11 protein-coding genes are annotated in these 14,801 nt (G+C 63.6%); 7 read left to right on the top strand and 4 right to left on the bottom strand.

The genetic code is table 11. The features are described 5' to 3' along the window. Positions 1-34: 34 nt before the first annotated feature. Complete coding sequence (locus QTL98_RS05250; RefSeq protein WP_445681173.1) at positions 35-526, bottom strand: gamma-glutamylcyclotransferase family protein; 492 nt, start codon at positions 524-526, stop codon at positions 35-37. Between the two features lie 223 nt (positions 527-749). Between QTL98_RS05250 and QTL98_RS05245 the strand changes: the two genes are divergently transcribed. The 5 genes from QTL98_RS05245 (at position 750) to QTL98_RS05225 (ending at position 9,044) form a co-directional block, all read left to right on the top strand. Further along, complete coding sequence (locus QTL98_RS05245; RefSeq protein ID WP_445681172.1) at positions 750-1,955, top strand: hypothetical protein; 1,206 nt, start codon at positions 750-752, stop codon at positions 1,953-1,955. Between the two features lie 20 nt (positions 1,956-1,975). After that, positions 1,976-4,030 (top strand): hypothetical protein, encoded by a 2,055-nt coding sequence (locus tag QTL98_RS05240; RefSeq protein ID WP_445681171.1) that lies wholly within the window; start codon positions 1,976-1,978, stop codon positions 4,028-4,030. Between the two features lie 254 nt (positions 4,031-4,284). Next, positions 4,285-6,297: a transketolase gene (tkt, locus tag QTL98_RS05235; RefSeq protein ID WP_445681170.1), complete on the top strand. Its 2,013-nt coding sequence runs from the start codon at positions 4,285-4,287 to the stop codon at positions 6,295-6,297. A gap of 169 nt (positions 6,298-6,466) precedes the next feature. Continuing rightward, positions 6,467-7,477, top strand: a complete 1,011-nt coding sequence (gene gap / locus QTL98_RS05230) for a type I glyceraldehyde-3-phosphate dehydrogenase (RefSeq protein ID WP_445681169.1) — start codon at positions 6,467-6,469, stop codon at positions 7,475-7,477. Positions 7,478-7,655: 178 nt separating this feature from the next. Next, the gene (locus tag QTL98_RS05225) at positions 7,656-9,044 is read left to right on the top strand and encodes a dipeptidase (protein ID WP_445681168.1); all 1,389 of its coding nucleotides are present in this window, start codon (positions 7,656-7,658) and stop codon (positions 9,042-9,044) included. 78 nt (positions 9,045-9,122) lie between these two features. On the opposite strand, the gene QTL98_RS05220 is transcribed toward QTL98_RS05225, so the two are convergent. Both QTL98_RS05220 and QTL98_RS05215 read right to left on the bottom strand, forming a co-directional pair. Continuing rightward, positions 9,123-10,283: an EAL domain-containing protein gene (locus QTL98_RS05220; protein WP_445681167.1), complete on the bottom strand. Its 1,161-nt coding sequence runs from the start codon at positions 10,281-10,283 to the stop codon at positions 9,123-9,125. Positions 10,284-10,457: 174 nt separating this feature from the next. After that, complete coding sequence (locus QTL98_RS05215; RefSeq protein WP_445681166.1) at positions 10,458-11,762, bottom strand: hemolysin family protein; 1,305 nt, start codon at positions 11,760-11,762, stop codon at positions 10,458-10,460. Positions 11,763-12,054: 292 nt separating this feature from the next. On the opposite strand from QTL98_RS05215, the gene QTL98_RS05210 reads away from it, so the two are divergent. Together QTL98_RS05210 and QTL98_RS05205 are read left to right on the top strand one after the other, a co-directional pair. Continuing rightward, a complete protein-coding gene (locus QTL98_RS05210) occupies positions 12,055-13,302 on the top strand; it encodes an MFS transporter (protein WP_445681165.1) in 1,248 nt (415 codons plus the stop codon). Positions 13,303-13,377: 75 nt separating this feature from the next. Further along, positions 13,378-14,214 (top strand): AraC family transcriptional regulator, encoded by an 837-nt coding sequence (locus tag QTL98_RS05205; protein WP_445681164.1) that lies wholly within the window; start codon positions 13,378-13,380, stop codon positions 14,212-14,214. 9 nt (positions 14,215-14,223) lie between these two features. On the opposite strand, the gene QTL98_RS05200 is transcribed toward QTL98_RS05205, so the two are convergent. Then, positions 14,224-14,691, bottom strand: coding sequence for a DUF2000 domain-containing protein (locus QTL98_RS05200; protein ID WP_445681163.1), 468 nt, complete (start codon positions 14,689-14,691; stop codon positions 14,224-14,226). Positions 14,692-14,801 lie beyond the last annotated feature (110 nt).

Genomic DNA, 14,801 nt, shown 5'->3' with positions numbered 1-14,801 from the left:
TCAGGGGCAAGAGCCCGGCATCGGGCTGCGACCTTCAGGCCGGAGAGGCCGCGACTGCCTCAAGAGGCTCGATGGCTTCCAGAAACACGATCCAGGCCGCCGGCAATTGCCAGTGGCGGGCGCCGCGCAGGATATGGCCGTGATAGGCCGCATCGGGGAGGAACGGCCCGCCGGCCATCGGGGTCGCGATATAGGACAGCACATCCTCATAACGCTCGCCGCCCCGACCAGTCAGTGTCAGGCGGGTTTCGCCATAGTGGTTTTCCGCTGCCGGACGCCCCGGATCGTACCCTTCAAACCCGCGCAGAGCGGCATGATTTTCAGTGGTCAGCCGGTAGATAACGCCCCAGACGTTTGCCCCCGCTTCCGGCTCGATACCTGCCACGCCGCAACGCCGCCCGGTGGAAAACCGCGGGAAGGTCAGGCGATGGTCCGCAAGCCCGGCAACGGCCACGAATTCATGGCCGGGACAGCGGGCGAGCATCTGTTCCGGATCGAGATTGGAGCCATAGGCGAAATAGAGCATCGGGGGCTTTGCTGCGATTGGAGCCTCAGTGTAAACGACGCCAAAAGTTGACAACCATGGCGTGCTAGACTGTTCATTTTGCACAAAATGTTAACCAAACCATGTTAGCGAATAGGATAGATTGCGACTAGCATGCAGCCCTCTGACAGAGGATTGAGCCATTCTCAGCGAAGACGAAATAAAGGGCTACCGCGCCCTCTTCGCCGTTGCCCGGCGCAAGCCGGTGAATTTCGGATTTTGCCTTGGCAAGAAACCCCCGGGCGACGTGCTGATCCTGCACAAGCTCAAGGCCCCGCCGCAACTCGCTAAACTGGCCAAGAGCAGCGGCGAGACCCCCAAAACCGTTTGCGGTAGCCTGGCGCTGGAAGAAAAGTTGCTGACGCTTACCTGTGTCAGCGAACCCATCACTGGCCTCGCCCGCCGCATCAGGCTGTTTCTTAAACAGGTCGGCCTCAAATACACCATCCAGGTCATCGGACCGGATGGCGCCCTGCTGGAAGCCGATAGTCCGGAGGACGAGGAAGAGATAACCGGCGCCGAAGCCGAGGACAATGTCGGCAACGGGGAAAAAGCCGCTGAAGGCAGCGCGACCGGCGGGCCCGCCAACAACGACATGGACTTGCAATCCGAAGTCGCCGAATTGCGCGGCGAGGTGATTGCTCTTGGCCGCGCCAGACGCGAGCAACTTGGCAAGGACACCGCCGCCCGCATGTCCGCCGGCCTTAAGCAGGCGACCAGCTTGGCCGCCTCCGGAGACGCGACCGCGGCAATAGCCCTGCTCTCGGCGCTGCGAGATGAGCTGGAGGCGCTGCCGGAGCTGGAAGAGGAGGCCAGCCCCGAGGTCGAAGACGAGGGAGCACAGATCGGCGAGGAAGAGCTGAAGAGCGCACGCGCCCGCGTCGTCGCACTGGCCGAGGAAAAACGCGGCCAGCTTACCGGTGAAGAACGCAGCACCCTCTCCGCTGATCTCAAACGCGCCGATGCCGCACGGCAGAGCATGCGGCCGGCGGAAGCACTACAGGGTTATGAAGATGTCCGGCAACGCCTCGCCAGCCTCACCGCCGGCCGGCCGGTCAGGCTGATGCCGATCTGGCAGGAGACCAAGGAAGCGCTCGATAAGCAGATCGGGGCGCTACAGAAGGCCCTGCGCAACTATAATCACCCCGACCTGAATCAGATCGCCGACTACGGCTTTCTGGCTTTGACTGGCGGCAACCACACCAGATTGATGGCCGCGCTGTTCAATTATGATGCCCAGCCCTCGGCAAAGACGGCCACAGGGGTCAAAACCGCCCTGGATGCCTTTGATGCCCTGCTTGCCAGCGGTTCGGTGCTGGAAGATTACGACGCCAACCCTTTCGGCGTTTCGCTGAGACTTGGCCAAACCCTGCGGGATGGAGTTAGTAAATTGCAGGTCGGTCTGGAATAATAAAAGAAAGAAATTTTATCATGGATTACAGAGACGACGACCCGAGGTCACAGAACTATCAAAACTCTCAGGCACTGAACACTCAACAACTCAACTTCATCTTCAACATATTACCCAAAATAAACAGACAGCCACTAGCTACAAACCTCTTTACCCAGCAAAATACTCCCAGCTTCGGCCTGAGGGACCACGCTGTCGGCTATATCTGGCACGCCCCCGCCGATCCAGATGCCTCGGAGGTGCAGCTACGAGCCAAGACGGATGATGACGGCATCATCACCGAGCTGAATATCGCCGGCAGGCCCAAATCCAAACATGGTGGCAGCCAGGGCCAGCACTCCACCGCCTTCTCCGCCAACCGGGAAGTCATCGCCGCGGCCGTTGCCGGGCGCAACGTAGCGGACGCCAAGGCGAACATGGCGCTCCTGTTCGCTCAGTTGAAGAAATATCCTGCCTTCCGAAAGGACCGTCCGGCGCCCAACAAACAACTGCTCGATCTGCTGGATCAACTCGCGAACCCGGAGAGTGGCGGATTCCAGAAACTCAGCCTTGAGCAGTTGGGGTCACATTATCTGGAAATAAGGGACAGCCTTCCTGGTGCATCGCTGGATACCGGCATCAAGAGCAAGGTCTCCGGCGCCTCCCGCAGCAACGTCACCGGCAAGGGAGAAGGACGCACTCTTGCCGTCCTGAGAGCGCTTGAGACCACCCTGATCACAAAAGGCAAGCTCGATGGCTTACCGAACAGCCCCAAGGCTGCCGCGGAAGAGCTGGCAAAACTCTACGACGCCTCTTCGGAGATTTCTGGGGAGCTGGACGCTCAGCAGATCGCCGACCAGAGAACCAGCTTCCTCTATACAGTGGCGCAGGCCTTTCCGACCGTCTTCAGCGCCTGCTCAAAGGAGCTGAGAGCCAAGCTCGATATAGATGTTCCGGATCTGGGGAACTGGGTTGAGGTAAGCGCTCACCTGAGTGCCGGCAACCCGCGCGGCACCCGTCCGGCACCGTCCAACTTCACCGCACGAATACAGGACGGAAACATCAAGTTCGTCGGCCGGTCGGATTCGCTGAAGGATGCCGGCAGCATGGGCGACCACACCAGCAGCGAACAGCTCATGAAAAACGCGGCAACGCGCATACTGCTGCCGCGCGGAGAAAACACCACCGTACAGGACCTAATTGACGCCCTTGAGGGCATAAAAACCCGCTTCTCCCCGGAAAAATACAGCTTCTATACGAATGAGAAAATCCCGAAGAGCGACGACCAACTGACCCGCCCCTATCAGGAAAGGGCAGAAATACTCCCTCTTTATATTCGCAAGATCGACGACATCATTGCGAAACTCGGAAAGGTCAGCACCGATCAGGCCGTCAACGCCAATCAGGTAACGGATGCCGCCGAGGCCTATATGGCGCTCGTCGACAATCGCCCAACGGCCGTCAACTACTCCGCCCCTGCCGCCGGGCACGGTGAGCCGGAGGCTCTGGAAGCCTTGAGAAACATAGAAGGCGGCATCACAGATGCCGATGCCGATACCATAATGGACAGGCTCTTCGGCCTCTTCGACTGCCAGGCTGCGGTTGCCGGCGCTGAGGAAATTGCCGAATTCGACAAGGAATCGGCGGAAAGCTATCTGCTAACCGCGACTGAGGAATTCATCTATTTCGCGGCCAATGCCTACCCAGCCTCAACCACCGTTATCCGCGATGAGTTCGATTCAGATGCGGCAATGATCAAGAGGCTTACCGAGGAGATATACAAACGAGGCTCCTTGTCCCGAAGAGATGACGAATACGAAGAAAACATCATCCTGGAAGATTTACCGCCGAGGCAGGGCACTAAAAGGACAAGGGAAAAACCGCAGACCTTTGAGGAAAAGCAGGAAATCGCCCGCCGCAAGGAAGAGGAAGCCAAACGGGAGCGGAAAAGAAAGAAAGAAGAAACAGCCCTGAAACGAGCTGAAAATGCGCGAAGGCTTGAAGTTCTCGATGAAGCAGAGGAAGAGCTGACGCTGAATGACGGCAATGAGGAACAGCGCACCGGTGTCCTTAAAAAGCCCATCAAGAAGCGTTAAGTAAACTGCCAGCACGATGCTCTCCAGAGGGCACTGAAGGGCGGTGCGACACGGGCGCCGCCCTTCCCTCACGTTTGGCAAACGGATAATAGGCCTGGCAGCGCCTTTTCTACCAAGCCACCGGTTGATTTTGCCGCATCTCGCGGGCATGGTGCAGCGGCCTTGAAGAAGGCCCATTACGGCAATAGAGCCGGACGACCGGCCCGCCGTGCCTCCGCCTTTCCCAGCGACCAAGAGTCCAGGCCAGCCGCCCCATGCCCGCTTCCGCAAATTCCAGCACCGCTTCCGGCGCTTCCCATGCCGAGATGGCCAATGCCATCCGCGCCCTTTCCATGGACGCCGTCCAGAAAGCCAATTCCGGCCACCCCGGCATGCCGATGGGCATGGCCGATGTGGCGACGGTGCTGTTCAGCCGCTTCCTGAAGTTCGATCCGAAGAAGCCGACCTGGGCTGACCGCGATCGCTTCATCCTGTCGGCCGGCCACGGCTCGATGCTGCTCTATTCGCTGCTCTACCTCACCGGCTACGAGCACATGCCGCTCTCCGAGCTCAAGAACTTCCGTCAGCTGGGCGCGCGTACCGCCGGCCACCCGGAAGCCGAGCATGAAGCCGGTGTGGAAACGACGACCGGCCCGCTGGGCCAGGGCATCGCCACCGCTGTGGGCTTTGCGCTTGCAGAGCGTATGGCTGCCGCGCGTTACGGCGACGATATCGTCAATCACTACACCTACGTGATCGCCTCCGACGGCGACCTCATGGAAGGCATCAGCCACGAGGCGGCCTCGCTCGCCGGCCATCTCGGCCTTGGCAAGCTCATCGTGCTTTACGATGACAACGGCATCTCCATCGACGGCTCCACCGCGCTGTCCTTCACCGATCACACGCTCGACCGCTTCCGCGCCTATGGCTGGGATGCCCACAGCGTGGACGGCCACAATGCCGGCGACGTTGCCGCCGCCATCGAAGCTGCCAAGAAGACGCTGACGCCGACCCTGATCGCCTGCCGCACCACCATCGGTTTCGGCGCACCGACCAAGGCCGGTTCCGCCTCCAGCCACGGCTCGCCGCTGGGTGACAAGGAAATCCAGGGTGCGCGTGAAGCGCTCGGCTGGCCCTACGCCCCGTTCGAGATTCCGGACCACATCATGGGCGCCTGGCGCACTGCCGGTGCGCGCAGCGCAACCGACAGCGCCGCCTGGGAAAAGCGCCTTGCCGCCCTGCCGGCCGACAAGCGCACCGCCTTTGAAAAGGCCGAGAAGGGTGACTTCTCCGCCGAGGCTTCCGCCGCCATCAACGCCCTGAAGCAGAGCGCCAGCACGGACAAGCCCAAGCTTGCCACCCGCGCCTGCTCGCAGAAGGCGCTGGAAGTGCTGGCCGCTGCCGTGCCGACCCTCGTGGGCGGCTCCGCTGACCTGACCGGCTCCAACCTCACGCTGGTGAAGCCGCAGCAGGATGTCTCCCGCAACGACTTCCACGGCAGCTACATCCGCTGGGGTGTGCGCGAGCACGGCATGGCCGCAGCGATGAACGGCATGGCGCTGCATGGCGGCTTCATCCCCTATGGCGGCACCTTCCTCAGCTTTGCGGACTACTGCCGCCCGTCCATCCGCCTGTCGGCCCTGATGAAGCAGCGCGTTATCTATGTGATGACGCATGATTCCATCGGCCTTGGCGAAGACGGCCCCACCCACCAGCCGATCGAGCATCTGGCGGCCCTGCGTGCGATGCCGAACCTCAACGTGTTCCGCCCGTGCGACCTCGTGGAGACGGCGGAAGCCTGGGAACTGGCGGTCAACACGCCCGACACCCCGTCGCTGCTCGCCCTCTCCCGCCAGGGCGTGCCGACCGTGCGCACCGAACACACGGAAGAGAACCTGACCGCGCGCGGCGCCTATGTGCTGCGCAAGGCCACGGGTGAGCAGAAGGTCACCATCTTCTCCACCGGCACCGAAATCGAGCTGGCCATGGCCGCCCGTGACGTGCTGGAAGCCGAAGGCGTCGGCACTGCTGTCGTCTCCTGCCCGTGCTGGGAACTCTTCGACAAGCAGGACGCAGCCTATCAGGCCAGCGTGCTGGGCGCCGGCACCGTGCGCATCGCCATCGAGGCGGCGCATCCGATGGGCTGGAGCCGCTTTGTCGGCGAGAACGGCACTGTTATCGCCATCTCGAGCTTCGGCGTCTCCGCCCCGGCAGAGAAGGCCTACGAGCATTTCGGCATCACCAGCGACGCAATCGTCGCAGCTGCACGGAAGCGTTTACAAGACTGACCGTTCGGGAGCAAAAAGCACCCCGGGGGAAATGTGGCCAACCGGCTGCGCCTTCCCCGGGGCCTTCCGAACCCATGTTTTTGTCGGACCGGCCGACCGGCCGGCTGACCCTTGTCCGCCTGAATACACGCCTGACTGAAACGCCAGACTGAAATGAGGGAGTACCACCATGGCCGTTAAGGTTGCCATCAACGGTTTTGGCCGCATTGGCCGTCTCGTCTTTCGCGCGCTTGCGGAATCCGGCCGCACGGATGTGGATGTCGTTGCCATCAACGACCTCGCTCCCGCCGCCACCAACGCGCATCTCCTGAAGTATGACTCCGTTCATGGCCGTTTCCCCGGCACCGTCGAAGTCAAGGACGGCAACCTCGTCGTCAACGGCAAGACCATCAAGGTCGTGCAGAGCCCCGATCCGGCCAAGTGCGGCTGGGGTGATCTGGGTGTCGACATCGTCATGGAATGCTCGGGCCGCTTCACCGCCCGCGACAAGGCCTCGCTGCATCTGGCAGCCGGCGCCAAGCGCGTGCTGATCTCCGCCCCGGCCACCGACGAAGACCTGACGGTTGTCTATGGTGTGAACCATGACAAGCTGACCTCGGCGATGACCATCGTTTCCAACGCCAGCTGCACCACCAACTGCCTTGCGCCGGTTGCCTATGTGCTCGACAAGGCCGTTGGCATCGATCATGGCTTCATGACCACGATCCACAGCTACACCGGCGACCAGCCGACCGTGGACACCATGCATTCCGACCTGCATCGCGCCCGCGCTGCCGCTCTCAGCATGATCCCGACCTCGACCGGTGCCGCCAAGGCCGTGGGCAAGGTGCTGCCGCACCTCAATGGCAAGCTGGACGGCACCTCCATTCGCGTGCCGACGCCGAACGTCTCCGTGGTCGACTTCAAGTTCGTCGCCAAGAAGAACACCACCGTCGCCGAGATCCAGGAAGCCATCAAGGCTGCCGCCGCGTCCGGCCCGCTGAAGGGTATCCTCGGCTGCTATGACGAGCCGCTGGTTTCCCACGACTTCAACCATGACTCGCATTCCTCGATCTTCGCGCTCAAGGAAGTGAAGGTCATGGAAGGCAACTTCGTGCGTATCCTCAGCTGGTACGACAACGAGTGGGGCTTCTCCAACCGGATGAGCGACACCGCCGTTGCCTGGGCCGCTGCCAAGTAAGCAGCCCGCCGCAAGGCACCGACAAGAAAACCCCGCCGGAGCGATCCGGCGGGGTTTTTGTTTGCCGCTTCACGACAAGGGCGCACCGGGGTTGGCAAGGGCCGAGGTGCGGGCCTATAGCTCGAACCACAAGCCGTGCCGGCACGGCGACAGAAATCCAGAAGGGTTCTCTTTACTCATGTCCAAGACCGAAGCCGTTCTCTCCGCCATCGATGCCGGGCTTGATGCCTCTCTGGCGCGCCTGTTCGAGCTGCTCTCCATCGCCTCCATCTCCACCGACCCGGCTTTCAAGCCGGAAGTGGAAAAAGCGGCGGCCTGGCTGGGCAAGGCGCTGACGGATCTGGGCTTCGATGCTTCCGTGCGGCCGACGGCCGGGCACCCGATGGTCATCGGCCACATGAAGGGCCGCAAGGCGAGCCCGCATCTGGTTTTTTACGGCCATTACGATGTGCAGCCGGTCGATCCGCTCGATCTGTGGGAAACCCCGCCCTTCGAGCCGCAGATCAAGGAAGTGGGCGGCAAGAAGCGCATCGTTGCGCGCGGTGCGGCCGACGATAAAGGCCAGCTGATGACCTTTATCGAGGCCGTGCGGGCAACACTTGCCGTTGAAGGCTCCCTGCCCTGCCCCGTCACCATCGTGCTGGAAGGCGAGGAAGAGTGCGGCTCCCCCTCCCTGCCCGCGTTCCTTGCCGACAACAAGGATGAGCTGAAGGGCGACCTGATCCTGGTGTGCGACACCGGCATGGTGGCGGAAGGCGTGCCGACCATCACCACCGCGCTGCGCGGCATGGCGCGCGAGGAAATGACCATCATCGCGGCCGACCGGGATCTTCATTCCGGCATGTATGGCTCGGCTGCCGCCAACCCGATCCGCGTGCTGAGCCGCATCCTGTCGGCGATCCATGATGACAATAACCATGTGACCATTCCGGGCTTTTATGACGGTGTGGCCGAAGTGCCGGCGGAGCTGGCGGCCGACTGGGCCGGACTGCCGTTTGATGAAAAGAAGTTCCTCGGCGAGATCGGTCTTTCGGTGCCGGCCGGCGAAAAGGACATGCCGGTGCTGCACCAGCTCTGGGCCCGCCCGACGGCGGAGATCAACGGCATCTGGGGCGGTTATACCGGTGCCGGCACCAAGACAGTCATCCCCTCGGAGGCCCATGCCAAGCTCACCTTCCGCCTTGTGGGCCAGCAGGACCCGAACAAGGTGATCGACGCCTTCCGCGCCTTCGTGCGCGAGCGGCTGCCGGCCGACTGCAAGGTGCGTTTTTCCGAAGGTGACGACCATGGCAGCCCGGCGCTGGAACTGCCGCAGGGCAGCGAGGCGATTACCCGCACCAAGGCGGCGCTGACGGAAGAATGGGGCCGCAAGGCCGTGACCGTCGGCAGCGGCGGCTCCATCCCCATCCTCGGCTCCTTCAAGCGCGAGCTGGGCATGGACAGCCTGATGGTGGGCTTCGGCCTTGATGATGACCGCGTGCATTCGCCCAACGAGAAGTACGACCTCACGAGCTTCCACAAGGGCACACGCTCCTGGGCGCGCATTCTGGCGGCGCTGGCGGAATAAGCCCGCGACGTCACGACAAACAAAAAGCCCGCCGCGGACGAACCCTGCGGCGGGCTTTTTGTCGGGACAAAGCAGCGTTCAGAAAACGAAGGTGCTGCCGGAAGGTTTTGCCGGCGCTGGCCGGGACAGCGCTTCTTCCACCGGCGCCGGGCGGCCATGCAGCCAGCCCTGGGCCCAGGTGGCGCCCATGTCGCGAATAAGGGCCGATTCCTCGGCGGTTTCCACGCCCTCCACCACCACATCCATTTCCAGCGTGCCGGCCATGGTGACCATGCCGGCGATGAGGCGCCGTGCCTTTTCGCCGCGCTCCATGGCGCGCACGAAGGACTGGTCGATCTTCAGCGTATCGATGGGCAGGGTGTGCAGGTAGCCGAGCGAGCTGTAGCCGGTGCCAAAATCATCCAGCGAAATGGAGGCACCGAGCCCGCGCAGTTCCTCAAGAATATGGCGGGTGCGGGCATCGGCGCTGATGAGCGCGCTTTCATTCACTTCCAGATGCAGGCGCGAGGGGTGAAGGCCGCTCACCGAAAGCACAGAGGCGACGCGGTCGATGATGCGGTCGTCCGAAAACTGGCTGGCGGAAAGATTGGAGGACAGGAAACCGGTATGGGCAGAGGCTGCCAGGGCACAGGCCGCCTGGGTCATCACCGTCATGTCGATACGCTGGATGAGCCGCGTCTTCTCCGCCAGCGGAATGAAATCGGCCGGCGGGCGCAGGCCACCGCCGGAAAGGCGCCAGCGGGCCAGCGCCTCGAAGCCGGCCGTATGGCCGGTCGCCATATCGACGATGGGCTGCAGGAAGGGCACGAACTCGCCGCGCTCCAGCCCCTCTTCCATATCGCGCTCGAAACTCAGCTCGCCGATGAAGTCGCTATGCCCCTGGTCGACGCCAACGTCGCCATAAGCAAGGCGCAGGCGCCGCACCATGGTGCGGAACATATCGACGACGAAGGGATCGCTCTCTTCCAGCCGGTTCAGGATCTGGCGGCGGCCGACCAGCAGCATGCGGCAATCGGTCAGCGCCACGACATTGGCCGAGCGGACATGGCCGTCGATCAGCGACAGCTCACCGACGATATCGCCCTCCCCCAGCTGGGCGAGTACGCGGGAGGGTGCCCCCGGCACCTCCAGGGAAACCTCGACCGCGCCGGAGATGATGACATAGGCGACCAGCGGCTCCGGCGCCTCGCCCTGGCGGTAGATGAGCTCTCCAGCCTGGAATTCGACAGTCTGAGACATGAGGGGAAAAGCTCGGAAGACGGGGCGGGGAACGGTCCAAATGGAGCAAAAATGACGATGGCTACATCGCAAGATGAACGGCTGCGGCCCGCACGGCAATGAAGCAATCAACAGTCGTGCTGCCTGCTCACAGCCTTTTGATGTTGCCGCAGCAGTAAAAGAACACCCGGATATTCAACGCTCTGCCCGCAACAGACGCAGCCGGCTGATGCGCCGCCCTTCCATTTCAAGCACCGTGATGCGCCAGCCTTCCACCATCAGCTCTGTGCCCGGCTGCGGCAGGCGGCCAAGCCGGTCGAGCACGAGGCCGGCGGCGGTATGGAAGCCGCGCGCCTCGGCAAAACGGTGGCCGATGCGGCGGGAGACATCCTCGATATCGCTGCTGCCCTCGATGAGGAAACTGCCATCCTCCTGGGGAACGATGCCGGGTTCCACCGTGTCATGCGCCTCAGGAAAATCGCCGGCGATCATCTCCAGAAGGTCCGCCGTCGTCACCACGCCCAGGAAAGTGCCGAATTCATCGACAACAAAGGCCATGTGCACGGTGGTTTTCTTGAAGAGCTCCAGCGTGGAGAGCACGGAAGCCGTCTCGGGAATGAAGAGCGGCACCTCGACAAGCGTCTCCAGCGCCAGCGGCTGCTGTGCCTTCTGCGGGTCGGCCAGCAGAGCTTCGAGCACGCTTTTTTTGTGCAGGACGCCCAGCGGGGTATCGAGATCGTCATTACGGACAACGACCATGCGCGAATAGGGGCAGCCGGCAATCTCGGCGCGCAGCTGGCTGTCTTCGTCGGCCAGCGAAATCCAGGAAACCTCGTGGCGCGGCGTCATCGCCACCCGCACCGGGCGATCGCCAAGGCGCATGATGCCGGACATCATCTCCCGCTCCGCCGGTTCGATCAGGCCGGCGGAGGTGCCCTCGGCAATCACCGTCTCCACCTCTTCCTGCGTCATCTCCTGCCGGCGGCCGTTGCCGAGGCCGAGCAGGCGCAGCACGCCGCCGGTGGAAAGCGCGAGCAGGTGCACGGCCGGCGCCATAATACGCGCCATGAGCGAGAGCGGGCGCGCCACACGGGCGGCAATCGCCTCCGGATAAAGCAGCGCAAGGCGCTTGGGCACCAGTTCGCCGACCACCAGGGAAAGATAGGTGATAAGGATGACGACAAGTGCGGTGGAAAGCGGCCGGGCATAGGGGGCGATGAGCGGCACCCCGGCCAGCAGGCCATCAAGCTCGCCCGACAGCGACGCTTCGCCATAAGCACCGGCCAGAATGCCGATGAGGGTGATGCCGGTCTGCACGGCGGAGAGGAAGCGCGTCGGCTCGTCGGCCAGCGCAAGGGCGGCTTCCGCCCCCTTGTTACCCTGTTTGGCGGCAGCGCCGAGACGGGCCCGGCGGGCAGAGACGACAGCCATTTCGGACATGGCAAAAACGCCGTTGAGCAGCACGAGGACAAGCACGACGGCAAGGGATGTCAGAAACATGGGGGTCCGAAACGGCTCCTCTTGAAAAAATGCCTGCCAGCCAGACAAGCCCCGGCATATGGGGTTGGCCGCCGGCAAAGGCAAGGACAGGGCTGTGCCCGGCCCATCCTCGGGGGTAGTTGACGCTCCGGCAAGGGGCCGTTAATCAGGCCCCATTCCCGACTGCGGACGTGGCCTTCGGCAACAAGCGTCGCGGGCCGGCCGTAAGCGTTAACGTCAGCCAACGCAAAACCGCCTCCCGGCCCGGTTGCCCCGATGGCAAGCTGCTTTTGCGCGAAGGGAAATGCTCCCGATGACGGTAACGACAGCCCCTTCACCTTCACCTTCACCAACCCCGGCCCCGGCCACCACTCCCGGCGGTCCCGAAGAGGGCACTGTCAGCAATCTGGTGTGGGCGATCCTGCCGCTCTGCATCGTGATCTTTACCGGATTTCTGGCCATCGCCGTTCCGCTGCCGGTGCTGGCGGCGCGGGTGCATGAAGAACTGGGCTTCAGCACCACCATGGCCGGCCTCGTTATCGGCCTGCAGTCGCTGGTGACGGTGCTGACCCGCCAGCTCGCCGGGGTCACCAGCGATGTGCGCGGGCCGCGCCCGACAGTGCTGATCGGCCTGCCGGTCGCCAGCCTTGCCGGGCTCGCCTATCTCGCATCCGCCTTTATTACCCAAACCTGGTTCAGCCTTGGCCTGCTGCTGGCCGGGCGGGTGGCGATGGGCTTTGCGGAAAGCCTGTTCCTGACCGGGGCCGTGACCTGGGGCATGGCGCGGGCCGGCAGCCGCCACACCGGCAAGGTGATTGCCTGGCAGGGTATCGCGCTTTATGCCGCCTTCGGCCTCGGTGCCCCGTTTGGCCTGTGGCTGCTGGAGACCGCCCGTTTTACCGGCGTTGCCATTGCCACCATCCTGCTGCCGCTTGCCGGCCTTGCGCTGGCCCTGCTGCTTCCCGCGGCGAATTTTGCCACCAACGGTGCAAGGCGCGCGCCCTTTTACAGGGTGATCGGCATGATCTGGCGGCACGGGCTCGCCATTGCGCTTGCCAGCGCACCCTTTGCCGCCATGGCCGCCTTCATCGCGCTTTATTACGAGGCGGAAGGCTGGACCGGCGCCGGGCTCGCGATGACCGCCTTCGGGGCAGGCTATATCCTCATCCGCATCTGTTTTGCCCATCTGCCGGACCGCATCGGCGGCATGGGGGTTGGCGCCCTCTCTCTCATCGCCGAGGCGGTGGGGCAGTTGCTGCTCTGGGGCGCCCCGACGGCCAGCCTTGCCCTGGTGGGCGCGACCCTGACCGGCGTCGGTTTTTCGCTGATGTTCCCGGCCATGGGGGTGGAGGCGATGAAGCGGGTCACGCCGGAAAATCGCGGCATCGCCATCGGCGGCTTCATCGGTTTTTTCGATCTTGCGCTAGCGATCACCGGGCCGGCGGCGGGGCTGATCGCCGGGCCTTTCGGTTATCGGGCTGTCTTTCTGGCCGGCATGCTCTGCTGCCTCGCCGCCTTCGCGCTCGTCATGGCGGCGCGCCGGCCGAAGAGCCTCATGTGAGCCTGGCCGTACAAGGATGCCGGTGACGCGCTATACTGGCCCCCTTTTTGACCATCAGGAAACCGGCTGCAGGCCATGGCACGGCGCAATCACCGCGCTCAGACCGCCTTCTGGCGATCGGACGATCTGGATGCCGAACTACTGAAAGGGCAGTTCGCCGACTATGTCTATGATTTCCACGTGCATGAGACGGCCTGCCTTGCCCTCATCACTGAAGGCGCCATCCATATCCGCATGCCGGGCCATGATTTCATCGCCCGCAAGGGTGACCTCTACGCCATCGACGCCGATGCGCCGCATGCCGGCGAGCCGGTGGATGGCAGCGGCTGGAGCCAGCGCACGCTCTATATCGATGTGGAAGCCCTGCGGCGCCCGCTCGGTGGCAGCCCGCGCGGCACCAGTTCGCTGAAGGGCCCGGTCATCCGCGATGCAGGGCTCAACCGGCTCTTCCTCGACATGCATCTGATGAGCGAACAGGGGCTGGAGCCGCTGGCGCGCGACCAGCACTTCCTCGACCTGTCGCAGCGGCTGGGGGAGCGGCATATGCGCGATGCCGCCGTACCGGATGAAAGCCGGCAGCGGACAACCGGCGAGGCGCTCGCGGTAAAACGGGCACGGGACTATCTGGAAGAAACACTTGCCGGCAAGGTCAGTCTTGCCGACCTTGCCGCTGCCAGCGGCCTGCCGCCCTACCGGATTTACCGCGCTTTTGAAAAGAGCGAGGGCATCACCCCGCACACCTTCCAGCGCCAGACCCGTGTGCGCCATGCCGCGCGCCTTATCCGGCTGGGCGAGCCGCTGGCCGAGGTGGCGGCAGCCTGCGGCTTTGCCGATCAGGCCCATATGACGCGCAGCTTCTTTCGCCAGATGGCAGTAACCCCGGGCGCCTATCAGGCGGCCGTCGCCCGCTAAAACCGGGCCTCAGGCAAATAGCCCAAAGCGCCCGACCACCCGCCCCACCGCCTTGCGGGGCCCGTAAAGACCGATGCCGACAAAGGTAAGAGCCGCCGTTTCCACCCAGGAGACGGCCGCGCGGAAAGCCGCATAATCGGTGGTCTGCTGGCCCTCGACCGGAAAGGCCACCACATCCAGCCCGCGCCCCAGTGCCTTGTCACGCGCGGCAGCCATCTCCTCTGGCGTTGCTGCCAGAATGGTGATGCCGATGGGGATAAGGCCGGGATGGGCCATGCCGCTGGCATCCACCAGCTCCGGCCCCACCAGCTCCGGATGGCGCTGGCCAAGGGTGAGCGCGATGACCGCCGCGGCATTGGCCGCACGGCCCGGCGGCAGGGCGGCATCGACAAGGATAACGCAGCGCTGCGCCTCGGCGCTCCCGGGCAGGGAGGCTTCGGCTGCCTCGGCAACCGGGGGGACATTCTCATCAAACATGGCCGCTTTCCTTGTTTTCCTCACGGAGGCTGATGTGCCTTCTTCCTCGCATGGCGGCGCCCGGCCGGTATTGAACCCTGTTGCAAGGGCAAGCCCCCGCACCCGACTGT

The sequence above is a fragment of the Radicibacter daui genome (assembly GCA_030657355.1).
GTDB classification, from domain to species: Bacteria; Pseudomonadota; Alphaproteobacteria; order Radicibacterales; family Radicibacteraceae; genus Radicibacter; species Radicibacter daui.
Note: the sequence above shows the minus strand (reverse complement) of the source record. Positions and strands in the feature narration are given on the sequence as shown.